14 protein-coding genes, 1 tRNA gene and 1 other RNA gene are annotated in these 14102 nt (G+C 69.3%); 6 read left to right on the forward strand and 10 right to left on the reverse strand.

Annotated elements, in window-relative coordinates; all coding sequences use genetic code 11:
* Window positions 1-23: 23 nt before the first annotated feature.
* From ACLJWH_RS29985 to ACLJWH_RS29995, 3 genes are all read right to left on the reverse strand, one after another.
* Complete coding sequence (locus ACLJWH_RS29985; RefSeq protein WP_411144911.1) at window positions 24-608, reverse strand: hypothetical protein; 585 nt, start codon at window positions 606-608, stop codon at window positions 24-26.
* A gap of 153 nt (window positions 609-761) precedes the next feature.
* Window positions 762-1061, reverse strand: coding sequence for a hypothetical protein (locus tag ACLJWH_RS29990; RefSeq protein ID WP_411144912.1), 300 nt, complete (start codon window positions 1059-1061; stop codon window positions 762-764).
* A gap of 80 nt (window positions 1062-1141) precedes the next feature.
* Entirely contained in the window at window positions 1142-1651 is a 510-nt protein-coding gene (locus ACLJWH_RS29995; RefSeq protein ID WP_411144913.1) for a nucleoside-diphosphate kinase, read from the reverse strand.
* A gap of 407 nt (window positions 1652-2058) precedes the next feature.
* Here ACLJWH_RS29995 and ACLJWH_RS30000 point away from each other — a divergent pair, with 407 nt between their 5' ends.
* Together ACLJWH_RS30000 and ACLJWH_RS30005 are read left to right on the forward strand one after the other, a co-directional pair.
* The gene (locus ACLJWH_RS30000; protein ID WP_411144914.1) at window positions 2059-2718 is read left to right on the forward strand and encodes an NUDIX hydrolase; all 660 of its coding nucleotides are present in this window, start codon (window positions 2059-2061) and stop codon (window positions 2716-2718) included.
* Window positions 2715-3128, forward strand: coding sequence for an NUDIX hydrolase (locus tag ACLJWH_RS30005; RefSeq protein ID WP_411144915.1), 414 nt, complete (start codon window positions 2715-2717; stop codon window positions 3126-3128). Before ACLJWH_RS30000 ends, ACLJWH_RS30005 begins: the two co-directional genes overlap by 4 nt.
* A gap of 100 nt (window positions 3129-3228) precedes the next feature.
* Here the strand turns inward: ACLJWH_RS30005 and ACLJWH_RS30010 are convergent, their stop codons facing one another.
* The 5 genes from ACLJWH_RS30010 to ACLJWH_RS30030 form a co-directional block, all read right to left on the reverse strand.
* Window positions 3229-3756, reverse strand: coding sequence for a hypothetical protein (locus ACLJWH_RS30010; RefSeq protein WP_411144916.1), 528 nt, complete (start codon window positions 3754-3756; stop codon window positions 3229-3231).
* A gap of 39 nt (window positions 3757-3795) precedes the next feature.
* Entirely contained in the window at window positions 3796-5508 is a 1713-nt protein-coding gene (locus ACLJWH_RS30015) for a relaxase/mobilization nuclease domain-containing protein (protein ID WP_411144917.1), read from the reverse strand.
* Window positions 5505-6065 carry a MobC family plasmid mobilization relaxosome protein gene (locus tag ACLJWH_RS30020; protein WP_411144918.1) on the reverse strand — a complete coding sequence of 187 codons (561 nt, stop codon included), beginning with the start codon at window positions 6063-6065 and terminating at the stop codon, window positions 5505-5507. Before ACLJWH_RS30020 ends, ACLJWH_RS30015 begins: the two co-directional genes overlap by 4 nt.
* Before the next feature lie 218 nt (window positions 6066-6283).
* On the reverse strand, window positions 6284-7639 hold the full coding sequence (locus ACLJWH_RS30025) for a hypothetical protein (RefSeq protein ID WP_411144997.1): 1356 nt from the start codon (window positions 7637-7639) through the stop codon (window positions 6284-6286).
* A 252-nt stretch (window positions 7640-7891) separates the two neighbouring features.
* The gene (locus tag ACLJWH_RS30030) at window positions 7892-9412 is read right to left on the reverse strand and encodes a DnaB-like helicase N-terminal domain-containing protein (protein ID WP_411144919.1); all 1521 of its coding nucleotides are present in this window, start codon (window positions 9410-9412) and stop codon (window positions 7892-7894) included.
* A 280-nt stretch (window positions 9413-9692) separates the two neighbouring features.
* On the opposite strand from ACLJWH_RS30030, the gene ACLJWH_RS30035 reads away from it, so the two are divergent.
* The 3 genes from ACLJWH_RS30035 to ACLJWH_RS30045 all read left to right on the forward strand — a co-directional run bounded on the left by ACLJWH_RS30035 (window position 9693) and on the right by ACLJWH_RS30045 (window position 12462).
* Window positions 9693-10232 carry a helix-turn-helix transcriptional regulator gene (locus tag ACLJWH_RS30035; RefSeq protein WP_411144920.1) on the forward strand — a complete coding sequence of 180 codons (540 nt, stop codon included), beginning with the start codon at window positions 9693-9695 and terminating at the stop codon, window positions 10230-10232.
* A 170-nt stretch (window positions 10233-10402) separates the two neighbouring features.
* Window positions 10403-10699 (forward strand): helix-turn-helix domain-containing protein, encoded by a 297-nt coding sequence (locus ACLJWH_RS30040; protein WP_411144921.1) that lies wholly within the window; start codon window positions 10403-10405, stop codon window positions 10697-10699.
* A complete protein-coding gene (locus ACLJWH_RS30045) occupies window positions 10696-12462 on the forward strand; it encodes a tyrosine-type recombinase/integrase (protein WP_411144922.1) in 1767 nt (588 codons plus the stop codon). The genes ACLJWH_RS30040 and ACLJWH_RS30045 overlap by 4 nt, the downstream gene beginning before the upstream one ends.
* 56 nt (window positions 12463-12518) lie before the next feature.
* On the opposite strand, the gene ACLJWH_RS30050 is transcribed toward ACLJWH_RS30045, so the two are convergent.
* Together ACLJWH_RS30050 and ACLJWH_RS30055 are read right to left on the reverse strand one after the other, a co-directional pair.
* Window positions 12519-13388: a hypothetical protein gene (locus ACLJWH_RS30050; RefSeq protein ID WP_411144923.1), complete on the reverse strand. Its 870-nt coding sequence runs from the start codon at window positions 13386-13388 to the stop codon at window positions 12519-12521.
* Window positions 13389-13794: 406 nt separating this feature from the next.
* A tRNA-Ser gene (locus tag ACLJWH_RS30055) sits at window positions 13795-13882 on the reverse strand.
* A gap of 109 nt (window positions 13883-13991) precedes the next feature.
* Here ACLJWH_RS30055 and ffs point away from each other — a divergent pair.
* An RNA gene (ffs, locus tag ACLJWH_RS30060) (signal recognition particle sRNA small type) lies at window positions 13992-14090 on the forward strand.
* Window positions 14091-14102: the final 12 nt, after the last annotated feature.

Genomic DNA, 14102 nt, shown 5'->3' on the forward strand with positions numbered 1-14102 from the left:
GGTGGTCTCCGCGGTGATGTCGTCTACCGGATCGGCGCGGCCTGCTCTTCGCGCGCTTTGCGCTCCTTCTCCGCGGCCTCGAAGGCGGCGGTGAAGTCGGCCAGCTCCTGCTCCGTCATCAACGTGACCCCGAGCGCCGTGGCGACGTCCGTGATCCTGGCCTCCGCTTCGGTGCGAGCGGCGTCCGAGGAGCCGTCCTCCAGCAGGACCTCGAACTCGGCGTGGTAGCCCCACGCCTCACTCCACTTGACCGCGATCTCGACCTCGTCGAAGCGGAAGTTGTGGCGGAAGTTGAACGCTTCGTGCATCGCCGTCTCGAACCCGAGGGCGTTGAACACCTTCACCGCGGCGGGAACGTCGGCGGGAGCGATGGCGAACTCGGTCTCCGCGAAGGCCGCGCCCTGCCCGATCTTGCTGCCCTTGAGAGTGACCTTGGCGGTGCCGGCGGCGGTGTTGTCGGTGACCTTCAGGAGCTGGTCGGGCAATACGTAGAAGTAGATGTGCTTGTCGTCGGGGCCCAGGTCCTCCCCGTCCGCCTTCAGGCGGGTGACGAGCTGGTCGTGGATCTCCTTGGTGAAGCGGGCTCGCATCTCGATTTCGACGGCCACGGGGCTGCTGCCTCCTCGTTTCAGGCATGGCGAAGCCAGCCGGACCCTGCCGCGCGGGGGCTGTCCGGTCGGGCGATGACTATGGGATTGGTGGTCGAGCGGGGGTGATGCGGCCGGTGTAGGGGCCGCATCACCCCAGTGGATCGGTGGGTGTCAGTCGAGGGTGCCGAAGCGCTTCTCGACGACGCCCGGGTGCAGGTAGGTCGGCAGCTGGACGCCTCCCACCGATGTGCGGCCGGTGGCGGCCTGCTCCTCCGTCTCGCCGGGGAAGCCCTCCAGCAGACGCAGGCACTGTTGGGCCCATTCCTGCGACGCGGGCCAGTCACCCAGGTCGCGATGGCGCGCTGCCAGGGCGTATGCGGTCTCGGTGGCCGCCCACCGGTCGGTGGTCAGCTCACGCTGGAAGATCGACTCCAGCTCGTCGGTGGAGGCCAAGCGGGTTTGATTGGTCATGGTGCCCTCTCGATTCAAACGGTCGTGCCCCAGTGGTGATCAACGCCGCGGCGTATCCGCGGTGACGCCGTGGCCCCCTGCTAGTACGTGTAGATCTCGGCCAGCGTCTTGTAGTCCTGGAGCTCGTCCTTGTCGAACCACAGCTCCACCTCCTGCTTGGCCTCTTCCGCGTTTCCGGAGGCGTGCACGAGGTTCGCGACCGCCTTGCCCGAGGCGACGCTGGCCGCCGCGCTGTAGTGCGAGAGATCGCCTCGCACCGTGCCGGCAGGAGCCTCGTTCGGGTACGTGCTGCCGACGATCTTGCGGACGGTGGCGATGGCGTCGAAGCCTTCGAGTACCAGGGCAATAACCGGCCCCTGCTGCATGAAGGTCGACGTGAGGTTGTAGACCTCCGAACCCAGCCGTTCCTCAAGGTCGAAGTAGTGCCGACGGGTGAACTCCTCGTCCATCCACTTCATCTTGGTGCCGACGATCTTCAGCGCGGCATCCTCGAACCGCGTGATGACCCTTCCTGCCAGGCCACGCGCCAGCGCATCGGGCTTGAGCAGGACGAGCGTGCGCTCGACAGTGTGTGCCTGAACCTCGGACATTGACTCCCTTTCGCCTTGCTGGCAACCGAACATGACGGATGATCAGCCGTCATCCGCTGAGGCTACCGGCGCCGGCGGGGCGGTTCGGGCGTGCGGGCAATACCCCAAACAGGCGAACCCTGGCCAGGGTGCTCCGGTCAGCCGACCGAAGGCCCTCGATTCGGCCAACTTCTCCTTCTTCGCGATCCTCTGGTCGTACCCACCTAGAATCTCCTCGTGGTCGTCCGGCGCTCTTGCGCCTCTTATGCGCCTCCCAGGGACTGTGCCTTCGGCGGGTGGTTCCTCGGCCCCCGGTGACTCTGATTCTTCCGGGGCTCTTCTCGCGCGACCATGAAGTGCCGGTGCAGTGGGAGTGCACTTTCAGCGCGCGGATTCCTGCACCGGGGCGGCGACGAGGGGACAATCCTGTGGACGTGATCGAGCGTTGGAGCGGTCGGTACGCCTGCCTGTTGCAGTCCGCCCTACGGCTCGGCAACGAACAGTTCGCCGGCCATCTGGGCATCGCGGTACGGACCGTGGCCGCCTGGCACTCCGATGCGTCCGTCGTGCCGCGGCGAGAGATGCAGCAACTCCTTGACACGGCGTATGAGCAGGCTCCTCCGGGCGCGCGACAGCGCTTCGCGCTCCTGCTGGCGAAGGAGCGGGCCCCAGCGGACTCGACGCCTCCGGGCGTCCAGGCCCTACGGGTGGCCATCGCGGTGGTCGTCCGCGGCAGCGATGTCCTCCTGGTGTGCAGGCGAGATGATGGTGCTGCTGGAATCACGTGGCAGTTCCCGGCCGGTGTCATCAAGCCGGGCAACAAAGCGGAGACCGTCACCGTGCGGGAGACCTTGGACGAGACAGGTATCCACTGCGCGGTCCGGCAGCACCTCGGGAGTCGGCTTCACCCCGTGACCGGCGTGCTGTGCGAGTACTTCCTGTGCGAGTACCTGGCGGGCGAGGCAACGAACAGCGACGCGGCCGAGAACATCGACGTCATGTGGGTGCCCGGAAATGCAGTGCCCCGCTTCATCCCCGTCGATACGATCTTCCCACCCACCCTGGCCGCCCTGGAGGAGCAGACGTGACGCAGCAGAACGCGGACGAGCGGCCGGGCATCGCCGCTGCCATCGTCGTGAACGAGGGGCACGTGCTGATGGTGCGCCGCCGGGTCAGCGAAGGGCAGCTCTCCTGGCAGTTCCCGGCCGGAGAGGTCGAGCCCGGCGAGACCCGCGAGGACGCCGCTGTGCGGGAAACCCAGGAGGAGACCGGGCTGACCGTGGCGGCTGTGAAGCTGCTCGGCGAGCGGGTCCACCCGAAGACGGGCCGGCTGATGTCGTACACCGCCTGCGAAGTGTTGGAAGGTACGGCGTACGTCGCGGACACCGAGGAGCTGGCCGAGCTGGCGTGGGTGGCTCATGGCGAGATCGCGGAGTATGTGCCGTACGGGCTGTTCGAGCCGGTGCAGGAGTACCTGGACTCGGCCCTCGTTTCCTGACTGCCCCGGGGAACACGGTCATGTCCGCTTCGCCGTCCTGAGATACGGCGAAGCGGGGCATGGGCTGCTACGACCAGTGTGCTCAGAACGGGGCCCGCTCTCAACCAGTGGTGAGCTTCGCGCGAAGACGCTCGTTCTCCTCCTCCAGTGCCTTGACGCGTCGTTCGAGCTCGGCTCGTGTCGGCTTTTTCGGGGGCGGCGGAGGCATGGGCACTGTCAGTTTCGGCGGCTCGGCACGCAGACCGATCGGCTCGAAGGCCACGATCGTTGACTGCTTTCCCTTGCACTCGTCGCATCGCTCGCTACCCACACCAGCCGAGACGGGGTCGGCGTATGTGTAGTGCGCCTGCTTCTCGACGATATGGCCGCAGTAGAGCCGGATACGCCACCGCATGATCTCGTGGTCGGCCTTCTTGAAGGACCGCATCAGCTTGGCGGCTTCCTCAAACGCCTGGCGACGGCGCTCCGCCCTCGCCGGATCTGCCCGGCATTTGGCGATGTCCTCATCAATCTGCCGTTGAGCCCACTGACTGGTCTCCTCACCCTGCTTCTGACGGCGGTGATCTCCGCGAGCGAGTTCGTATGTCTCCAACGGCACGCCACTGCTTTTGTATTCGACTTCGTGCATGACCGGCAGCGTAGTGACGGCGCGGCTGGGCCGACCTCCTCACAGCCGTGGTCGGTTGGCCGGATTCGAGGGTGCAGGAGTTGCTGCGGGCTGTGCCACGTACGCCGCGGGGCCGGTCGTATATGCCTGCGTGGTGGTGCGTAGGCGGGCGGCTTCGGCGCGCGGATTGGGTGCGGGGTTCCGGCTGGTGTGCTGGATGCGTGTGATCAGGACGCGGGCGGGTTGGCGGGCGGTGGTGAGTTCGCGCCTGGCGGCGGCTTCCTTGAGGAGTTGGCGGGGTTTGTGGCCGCCGGCTTCGGCGTCGGCGAGGACGGTGGCGAGGGCGGGCCAGGCGGGGTCAGTGAGGATGCGGTCGGCGTGCTCGGGGACGGCGGCGCGGACGTCGTGGGCGAGGGTCCGGCGGGCCTGGTCGCTCGGCTGACGGGCGGCGAGGCTGTCGACGACCGGGGCGAGGGCGTGGTCTGCGGCGGTCTGGAGGTGGTGAACGGCCTGACGGGCGGCTTCGGCCTGGTGGGCGTGGTTCTTCGCCTCGTGCCAGCGGGCGGCGACGATCGTGGCCCAGACGAGGGCAGCCAGCAGGGTGGCCAGGGCACTGTCGTCGGGTCCGGTGGCGGTGTGGGCGATGTCGCGGGCTGCTTGGCGAAGGGTGCGGGCGGCCTGGTTCTCGGCGCGGATCTGGGAGCGCTGGGCGCGGGCGAACGCCTTCGAGGCCACACGCAGTTCCACCCGGAGGTGGACGGGGGCCGTCTGGGCGGTGGCTTCGATCAGTTCGCCGAGCGCGGTGATACGAGCCTGGTTGTGGGTGTCGTCGACCACGTCGGTGTGGAGGGTGTCGAGGGCGTCGGTGGCCCGGTGCCAGGGGGTGGTGGGGCGGCCGCGGCGGGCGGTGGGGTGTTCCTCCGGTGTGGTGGTCTCCAGGCGGGCCTTGAGCTTGGGGAGGGTGAGGTCGGGGGCGATCTTTCCGCCGGGGTGGAAGATCTGTTCGCCATCCTTGTTGAGGTCGCCGGGGCGGCCGACGGCGTAGCCGAGGAGGTCTCCGGAAGGTCCGCGGCGCGGCTTGACCGCGATGCCGTCGGCCTGGAGGTAGGCGAGGAGTTCCTCGGCGTTGCTGGCATGGGGGACGGCGGAGCGGATGCGGTCCTGGAGCCACGCGCGGCTGGTCTGCTCCCAGCCGAGGCGTTCGGCCTTGTGCATCTCGGCCTGGGTGGGGCGGCGCCCGGCGGTGCGGTCGCCCTTCTTCAGTTGGCGCAGGCCGTAATCGGTCTCGATCTGGCGGCAGGCATCGCCGACGTGGATGCCGCTGTCGTGAAGCTTGGGGCGGCGGCCGTCTTCGCGGACGGTGGTGGCGAGGATGTGGATGTGGTCGTCGGCGTGGCGTACGGCGATCCACCGGCAGCCGAGGTCGTCGCCGGGCGGGGCGATGCCGGCGGCTTCGACGATGCGCTGCGCGATGTCGGCCCACTCGGCGTCGGAGAGCTGCCGGTCTTCGGGGGCGGTGCGGACAGGGCAGTGCCAGACGTGGTCGGTGACCTTCTTGCCGAACTCGCTGTTCCGAAGGTGCACGGGCTCGTCGAGGTGGCGGGCGAGCTGGGTGAGGGTGGCGTCCTGGTCGCGGCCGGGGTCGGACATTCCGAGCATGGCGAAGCCGGCGACGATGTGCGGGTCGGTGTGCTCGTCGTGCCGACCGGGGCCGTAGAGGTAGGCGAGCAGGCCGCGGGTGTTGGCCCCGGCCGGTTTGATGGCGGCGATCACGCGGCCTCGTCCTTCCTGGTGTCGGCGGGTTCGCGCAGGGCCTCGGCGATCAGCTCCAGCAGGTCGTGCAGCTCACCAAGGCGCCGACGGATGTCGGGTGGGGTGAGATCGCTGTTGAGGGCGCGGGCGATCTGGTTGACGTTGACGCCGATGCGGTTGAGTTCGCGCAGCACCTGGGCGCGGAACATGTGAGTGCGGCGGCGGTCCTCGGACAGCGGCAGGTTGGCGGTGAACCGGCCGGTGATGAAGGCGAGGACGATGTCGGCGGCGAAGCCGGATTCCCCCTTGTAGCCGTGCTCGGTAGCGGCCTCCTGGAGGGCGGCGTGCTCGTCGCCGGTGAAGCGCAGCGGGCCGACGCGGGCGGTCCGCTTGGTACCGGTGAAACGGCGGATCGCTGGCTGGATGCTCTGCACTGCCCGCTCGCTGGCCGTCGGCTCGGTGGCGGGTGCGGGGCGGAGGATCTGCTGCTGAGCGGCATGGAGCTCGTCCAGGTCAGGGCCGCTCTCGGTCCCGACCTCACGGTCCGGCGCCCCCTGGTGCTGGACCGTCTCCGCCACCCCCGGGGCGGAGATCCCCGAAGTCCGGCCTTGAGTCGGACTCGGGGTACTACTGGCTCCGCCAGGGGCCGTCCGTCCGAACGCCCGCCGCAAACGCCCCAGCAGCGTAGGCGACTTCGCCAGCGACGGAAGTACGTCGGGGTCTTGATCGGTGTGGTGGGGGTCGTGCGTCACGATGGGGTTCTCCGGGAGGGGCGGGAAGCGGGGCGAGGCGCTTGTCAGCCTTCGCGTGAGGCGTTCAGTTCGGCCTTGATCGCGCGGACGATGTCGCCGGCGTCGTCGCTGGCGACGCTGTATCCGTTGCTGCGTACGGCCTCTTCCAGGAGGTCGCGGGACAGTCGGCCGTGCTCGTCGAGGAGCTGGTGGGCGTAGTTGCGAAGGACGGTGCTGGTGGCGCGCGGTTTGCGGCCCGGCCGCTTCGTTTCCGCCGTAGCACGCTCGCCCGGCGAGGTGTGCGAACCGCTGCCCGTGGAAGGCGCAGCCGCCTCCTGCGGGCGGGCTGTCCTTTCCGGGCCGGAGCGGGCGGTGGGGTCCGGGCGGGCGGATTGCGGGCGGGCGCCCGCGTGCGGTTTCTCTTCGCCCGGATCCGATGGGTGCGGGCGGGCGCGGTCTTCTGCCCGCCCGTTGCCTTCTGCCCGTTCGTGGGCGTCCGCCCGGGAGAGGTCGGGCCGCGCCGCGGGCGGGCTGACGGGCAGCTCGGCGAGGGCAGTCCAGCGCCCGGGCAGATCGATGGTGGCCAGAGCGGCTGCCTGACGGCGGGTGGCGAGCTGGCGCAGCAGTTGCTCATTGCGGCGCGGGTCGGCGTCGATGCCGGAGCGGGCGAGGGCCTTGGACAGGCGGTGCACGATGCGTCGGCCCGTCCGTCCGGTGCGTTGCTCGGGCGTCATCTCGGCGAGGCGGGCGGCCAGGGCGACGGCCCGCTGCGTGGCCCTTTCGTGGATGATCTGGGCGGCGCCCTGGTCCTGCTCGACGATCCCCAGGCGGGCGAGCAACTGCTCGCGGGCCTGCCGTGCGAGGACGGTGGCGAGCCCGCGGGAGGCGGCGTCGGGGGTGTGCTGGCGGAGCTCGATGCCCATGGCCACGTGCCACAGCACGGCCGCCATCACCGGGCCGGTGAAGGCACGCACGGTGCCACCGACCGGGCCGGATTCGGCGTAAGCGGGGATGGCCTGCATGGCGGTGATCACCCAGACCAGGGTTCCGGGCAGGCCAGCTGCCTGCCTCGGGCCGTGCAGGTTCTGGCGGGCCATCAGCGCCAACGAGAACAGCGCAAGTTCGGCGGCGGCGAACATCGCCATGCGCTCGGAGGTGTCGTGCATGTCGAGGTAGTGGGCGGCGAACCGCCAGCTCGTGTCCGCGCTGTAGGCGGTGCACACCAGCGCCGCCACGGCCGCTGCGATGACTGCGGCCGAGAGGCGCCGCTTCCGCTCGTGGGGGCGGTGTTGGCTGCGTCGGGCCCTCAGACCCGCCAGCAGTACGCCGACGGCGACGGCCAAGGCGGCCACGGGCAGGAGCGGACTATCGGTGTACGGGAAGGAAGCGGTGGCGAGCGTGTCGGATATCGCGGGCGGCATGTACGGGGCTACTCCGAGGCGTGGTGCGGAGGCGATCGCGGCGTTCACGGAGGGGGCGTACACGCGGGGCCCCCTTCTAGAGGGGGCCCCGCGCGTGATCGCTTGGGTGCGTGTACGGCGTGGACGGTCGCGTGATCGCTCTACCTGCGGTTTTGCGGTGAGCGTGTGCGCTGTGAGCGGTTCACGGCGATGTTTGGGCGCAGGGGCCGCGTGTACGGTCGCGTGAACGCTCCGCAAGGGCTGGTGAAGGGGTCAGCCGATGGCGGTGAGGTGGCGGGCGGAGGCGTAGTAGCGGGCCTGCTGGCCGCCTCCGGCTCCTCCGGCGATGCCGTCGGCCTTGGTGGCCAGGCCGCTGTCGACGAGGCGGCCGAGGTGGCGTCGCGCCTTCTCGATGTCGGCGCGTTCGGGGTCGCCTCCGCCGATAAGGACGGTCGCCAGATCTCGTGCGGTCAGGCCGTTGGGGGCGTTGCGCAGCAGGACGGCGGGGTCCTTGGTGGGGTCGACGGTGGTGGTGCCGCGCACGTGGTCGTGCGTGACGTCCAGGGGTCCGACTTCACCGGTGGGGGTCTTGAGATGGTGCAGAGTGACCGCGGGGTCGCCCGCCCGGCCGGTGACGAACAGGACGCTGCCCGCACCGGCGGTGATCCAGGCGGAGCCGTAGACCTGGTCGAGGCTCGGGCGCTGACCGCGCGGCGCGTCGGCGGTGGCCTTGCGCTGGTGGTGCAGCTCAAGGATCTCCACGCCGTTGCGCAGGGCGCGCATGCGGGCGCTGTGGAAGGCGACCGCGAGGCCGTCGTCGACCATCGTGCTGACCGCGTCCTTGAGGCTGTCGATCACGATGGTGTCGGCCTGATGGGCGGCGGCGAGGTCGGCGAGGAGGTCGGGCTCCTTGTCGAGGGTGGCGGGCAGGGGGCCTTCCCAGACGACGAGCCGCTCGCGCAGGGTCTTCTCGTCACTGGCGAAGACGCGGCGGGCCATGGCCTTGGCGATCTGCTTGGGCCGGTCCATCGCCAGGTAGAGCACACGCCTGCTGGGGGCGACGGGCATCTCCAGGACGGTCTCCTGCAAGCCGAGTCGGGCGAAGATCACCTGGTGGGCCAGGGTGGTCTTGCCGACGCCCGGAGCGCCGACGATCATCAGGCTCTCGCCGGGGGCCCAGAGGGTCTTCTCGCGTGTGCCCCACAGGGGTTCGGCGTCCGCGCCGCTCTCTTTGACGAACGACCAGCCGTCGGTGGCGAAGCGGGACAGCCGTCCCTGCCCCGAGGCGAGGGCGCGCTCGCGTTCGGCGCGTACGTCGGCTTCGACCTCGCTGCGTATCGCCTCGGGGTCTGCGCCTGGTTCCTGGGCCTGTTGGAGAGTGCGTACGGCAGAAGTCACCAGGCGGCGCAGGTCGGCCTTCTCGCGGACGATCCCTGCGTGGTGCTCCGCGCTGCCGGTCCCGTAGGGCGTGTCGGCGAGCTGGAACACGTAGGCGTGACCACCGACCCGCTGGAGGTCGCCTTGCTGCTGGAGCAGCTCGGTGAGGACGATCGGGTCGGTCGGCTTGTCCTCGCGGCGCTGGGCGAGGAGCGCGCGCCAGATGGTCTCGTGCGCCGGCCGGTAGAAGGCGTCGTCCCCGAGGATGGGCCGGACCGCGTCGATGAGGTCGGCTTTGTGCATGCACGCGCCGAGGACCGCGCGCTCGGCGTCGATGTTGAACGGAGGCTCCATCGGCGTGGGGCCCTCGCCGAAGTGGGATGGCATCTCGGGAGGCAGGGTCGTACCCTGAGGCATAGAGCTCCTCACCCGGCAGGCCATTACGGGGCGGCAACCCCGGCCGATGCCGGTTTCGATCGTTCAGGGATGGATGGTTGTGCGGTGGAGCCTCTACTTCGGCCCCGGTGTTCGTAGCACCGGGGCCGCTTGCGTGTGCGGATCCGTCCACCGCTGTACGGCGGACCACGACCATAGCCGAGATTTTCGGCAACGCAACGACTTGCATTTCACTCCGCAACGATGTTTAGTTGTGGACGCTGGCCCCGGTGGACCCGTTGTCGCGTGAAGGGAGGTGCGCATGAGCAGCGAGGAAGGTGCGGAGCGCGCCGGTCCCGGTCGTCCGGTGCCGGAGGATCACGTCGCCGCCCGCATCAAGCTGGAACGCGAGGTCCGCGGTTGGAGCACGGTGAAGCTCGCCGAGGAGATGGCTGCTGCCGGCCATCCGATCAACCAGTCGGCGATCTGGCGCATCGAGAGCGGCAAGCCGCGTCGCAGGGTCAACCTCGACGAGGCGCTCGGCTTCTGCAAGGTCTTCGACATCACCATGCAGGACCTGACCGGACCACCAGGAGAGCTGGCCACCCCCCGCATCCGCCAGCTCGCCCATGAGTACGTCCAGATGACGCTGGAGTACCGCCAACTGCGTGCGGCAATCGACCGGAACCAGATGCACCTGCACGAGATCGAGATGGAACTCAACGCCTACGGGGACAAGGGACCCGAGCAGAGAGGACAGGTCGACGAACTCCTCCAGCTCGAAGAACGAGCGCTGCGGAGGAGCCTGCACCCGTCCCAGGCGCACCTGCGAAACCAGGGGCAGCCACCCACTGGCGAGTAGTCGGCCATCGTTCCTCTCCCGGCGCTACGAACGCCGAAGAGCCTCACGCACGGCGACCTTCGTTGCCGACGATCAACCATCCAGCCATCCATCCCTGAACGACACCACCGGCCAGGCCCACGGGAGTTGCCGCTCCCGTGGCGCCGCCATGCCGGCGGGAGGAGTACCCCTTGCCGCAGTCCGCCCTGCCCATTTCCCAGATAGCCCAGCTCCTGGACGTCCCCGAAGACGCCCTGCGCACCCTGCTGGCCGAGCGGCGATCCACCGGCGACACGACCCTGGTCGCCCTCACCGTCGCCGAGGCCGCCCGCCGGATCGGCATCGGCCGCACCAAGTTGTACGAGTACGTTTCCTCCGGCGAGATCGCCTCGGTCAAGATCGGCAGCTTGCGCCGTATCCCGGCCGAGGCAGTGAATGACTTCTTGGCCCGCCGCCTGTCGGCGACCGACTTCGGGGCCGCCGCGTGACGCGAGCCTCCGCACCGAAGTCCCGTCAGCCCAATGGCGCCTCGTCCATCTACCTCGGCAAGGACGGTCGCTGGCACGGACGCGTCACCGTCGGCGTCAAGGACGACGGCACCCCGGACCGACGCCATGTCAGCCGCAAGACCCGCGCCGAGGTCACCAAGGTCGTCCGCGAGCTGGAGCGCCAGCGCGACAAGGGCGCCGTCCGCAAGGCCGGCCAGTCGTGGACCGTGAAGACGTGGCTCACCCACTGGGCCGAGAACATCGCCGCCGCGCACGTCTCGGAGAACACGATCGACGGCTACCGGGTGGCGGTCTATCACCACCTCATCCCCGGCCTGGGTGCCCATCGCCTGGAGAAGCTCGACCCCGAGCACCTGGAGCGCTTCTACAAGAAGATGCAGGACAACGGCAGCGCCGCAGGCACCGCCCACCAGGCCCACCGCACGATCCGCACGGCACTGAACGAGGCCGTGCGCCGCCAGCACCTCACCTCGAACCCGGCAACCATCGCCAAGGCCCCCAAGGTCGAAGAGGAGGAGGTCGAGCCGTACACGGTCGAGGAGGTCCAGCGCCTCCTCGCCGAAGCGGGCAAGCACCGCAACACCGCCCGCTGGGTCATCGCGCTCGCCCTGGGCCTGCGCCAGGGCGAGGTCCTCGGCATGCAGTGGGACGACGTCGACTTCGAGCTCGGCGTCATCCGCGTACGGCGTGGCCGCCTGCGGCCCCGCTACAAGCACGGCTGCGGCGACCGCTGCGGCCGGAAGCCCGGCTTCTGCCCCCAGAAGATCAACACCCGCCGCGAGACGAAGAACGCCAAGTCCCGCGCCGGTCAACGCCCCATCGGCGTCCCCGAAGAGCTGCTCCAGCTCCTGCGCCAGCACAAGGAGGTGCAGGACCGCGAGCGCACCAGGGCCCGCGACCTGTGGACGGAGAAGGGGTACGTGTTCACCTCTCCCATCGGCGAGCCCTTGAACCCGAACACGGACTACCACAAGTGGAAGGAGCTGTTGAAGGCCGCAGGCGTCCGCGATGCCCGCCTCCACGACGCCCGTCACACGGCGGCGACCGTCCTGCTCATTCTCGGCGTCTCCGACGCGGTCGTCGACGCCATCATGGGCTGGGAACCCGGCAAGTCCGCCCGGATGCGCCGCCGCTACCAGCATCTGACCAGCCGCGTTCTCAAGGACACCGCGGCCAAGGTCGGCGGCCTCTTGTGGGGCACGGACCAGGCCGAGGGCAGTCCCGTGCCGGAGGCCGGGCAGAGCCCCGTTCCCGCCGAGCTGGTGGTCCATGTCGCCCGCCTCGGCGAGCGGCGCATTGCCTTCCTTCACCGTGAGCACGCCGACGAGGTCGTCGCACGGTGGAGCGAGGACTGGCCCGACTATGCCGCCGAGGTCGAGGAGTGGGACCGCTGGCGTTGCGAAAGCCAGGGCCCCGGTGGGGCGAGCGCCATCCGCGACCGGGTGCCGGAGCGGGCCGTTGTCTTCCACGCCCGAGCTCTGTTCCTTCCCGGCGGGGAGCGCGCGGCGACCGGGGGCCCGGAGCAGTGGTCGGTGCCCGCCTGGGATTTCGAGACCGACCGCTACACCGACCGCGCCTCAGCCTGGCGCACGGCCCGACGCACCGGTACGGGCCAGGAGGTCGAGGCCCAGGTGCGAGGCACGGACAAGGCCGCTGTGGAGACGGCCTTCATCGCGGCGCGTGCACAGGCTGTGGACCGGGCCAGGAACCCGGGGAAGTACGGCGACATCGACGAATGGTGAGCTGCAGCACTGCCGTCGGTGGTACGGCTTGGCCGCTAAGCCGTACCACCGACGGTTCACTTTCCTGGCAACAGGTCCAGGATTCGGCCAACGCGGTGCCAGCCCCCGACCATAATCGCCGCCAGGACAGAGCATCCGACGATGAGCCACGGGCGAAGATCGTCCTTGACGCCCAAAGACGGTAGGAGCGCGGAAGCGGCGATGGCCGCCGCCATCGCGACGAGGATGACTACTGCCACGTGCGCTGACTCCCGGATCGCGGTGCGGGTCGCGGACACCGGCGTGATCTCTTCCAGGGACTCTTCGGGAAGCAGGGCCCCGATCCGGCCTTCCGCACATCGCTCGCCGATCAAGGTCAGCATGGCCCCTAGGCGGGGCAGCGCCTCGTCGGGGTTCGCGTCGATCCGTAAGCCCTCTGCGCGCAATGCGCCGGCAACCTTCGCCGCGTGAGATCGGGCTGCCGCACGCCTGGGTGACCGCCGAGGGATGGTCCTCGCGTAGCGGTGCGCTCGCAGGATCGCGTCCTCTGTCTCCTGGAGGCTGCGGTCAAGGTCTCGGAGCTGGACGCATCGGTCTCCGGGGGCCCTGCTGTACGCCTCGGCGCAGCGCCTGAGGGCTTCCACGATCTGGACGGTGACGCGATGGCGATAGGCGACTCCTCTGGCCGGCCGACGAGACGCCAGCCACCAGAAAGGGGTGACGATGACCGCGATGGTTGTGATGAGGAAGATCGGCACGTCCCAGCCGTGAAGGGGTTGGTTGGCAGTGCCAGGGCGAAACAGCCAGATGAAGTGGGCTGCTGCTCGCCGGACGGATTCGACCCCGGCGGAGGCGGCTAGATCGCGGATCATGAGTGCTTGAACCTTGAGAAGCCTTATGCCAAGCCAGGTCGCGGCAATCGCGCAGGCGATCGACCCATAGGGCATTGTTTCGAGTGTCGCTCGCGTGTCCCGTAGCGCCCGCCGAGTATGGGGCAGAGCCCGGTCAGCCACAGCAAGCGTTTGAAGTGATGCCCCCAACTCCCGGAGTCGGCTGCCGACCACTCTCTGGTTGACGCGGAGGCGCCAGGACGCGATCCGCGATCGCGCTTGAGTCATGTGCGGAACCAACTGCTGGGCGGTTGTGCGGGCCAGGCTCACGATGTCCCCTCCGTGTGGATGGTCCGATGGTGCCCGGAAGCGCGGCATGCCGCTCAGCCTCAGAGAAAAGATCTTGGATGGGGGGGAGGGCAGGCCAGTTCGGACGCCAACTGAGACCAAAACTGAGACCACCAACGTTGAAGGGCCCCGCTGCAAGCAGCGGGGCCCTTCAACATCGTGCCCGGTGAGGCACTGGCGGAGGATACGAGATTCGAACTCGTGAGGGGTTGCCCCCAACACGCTTTCCAAGCGTGCGCCCTAGGCCACTAGGCGAATCCTCCGCCGCAAACAATACAAGACGTTGGGGAGTGCTCGCGAACATGATCCGGGGGGACGGGATCGGGTGCGGGCCCGGGTCGTTTCGGGGGTGAGGGATCCGCTACTGTGGTGCGCAGCCCCTCACGTGGCGCTATCTGACTGAACTCCCCCAGGGCCGGAAGGCAGCAAGGGTAGGTCGGCTCTGGCGGGTGCGTGGGGGGCGCTTGCGTTTGCGGACGGGCC

It is taken from the genome of Streptomyces sp. x-80, from assembly GCF_046549095.1.
Taxonomy (GTDB): Bacteria; Actinomycetota; Actinomycetes; order Streptomycetales; family Streptomycetaceae; genus Streptomyces; species Streptomyces celluloflavus.

Coding starts and splice junctions, on each gene's coding strand:
- ACLJWH_RS29990 (WP_411144912.1), bottom strand. CDS start 1,061: ATGACCAATCAAACCCGCTTGGCCTCCACCGACGAGCTGGAGTCGATC.
- ACLJWH_RS29995 (WP_411144913.1), bottom strand. CDS start 1,651: ATGTCCGAGGTTCAGGCACACACTGTCGAGCGCACGCTCGTCCTGCTC.
- ACLJWH_RS30010 (WP_411144916.1), bottom strand. CDS start 3,756: ATGCACGAAGTCGAATACAAAAGCAGTGGCGTGCCGTTGGAGACATAC.
- ACLJWH_RS30030 (WP_411144919.1), bottom strand. CDS start 9,412: ATGCCTCAGGGTACGACCCTGCCTCCCGAGATGCCATCCCACTTCGGC.
- ACLJWH_RS30025 (WP_411144997.1), bottom strand. CDS start 7,639: ATGCCGCCCGCGATATCCGACACGCTCGCCACCGCTTCCTTCCCGTAC.
- ACLJWH_RS30035 (WP_411144920.1), top strand. CDS start 9,693: ATGAGCAGCGAGGAAGGTGCGGAGCGCGCCGGTCCCGGTCGTCCGGTG.
- ACLJWH_RS30050 (WP_411144923.1), bottom strand. CDS start 13,388: ATGCCCTATGGGTCGATCGCCTGCGCGATTGCCGCGACCTGGCTTGGC.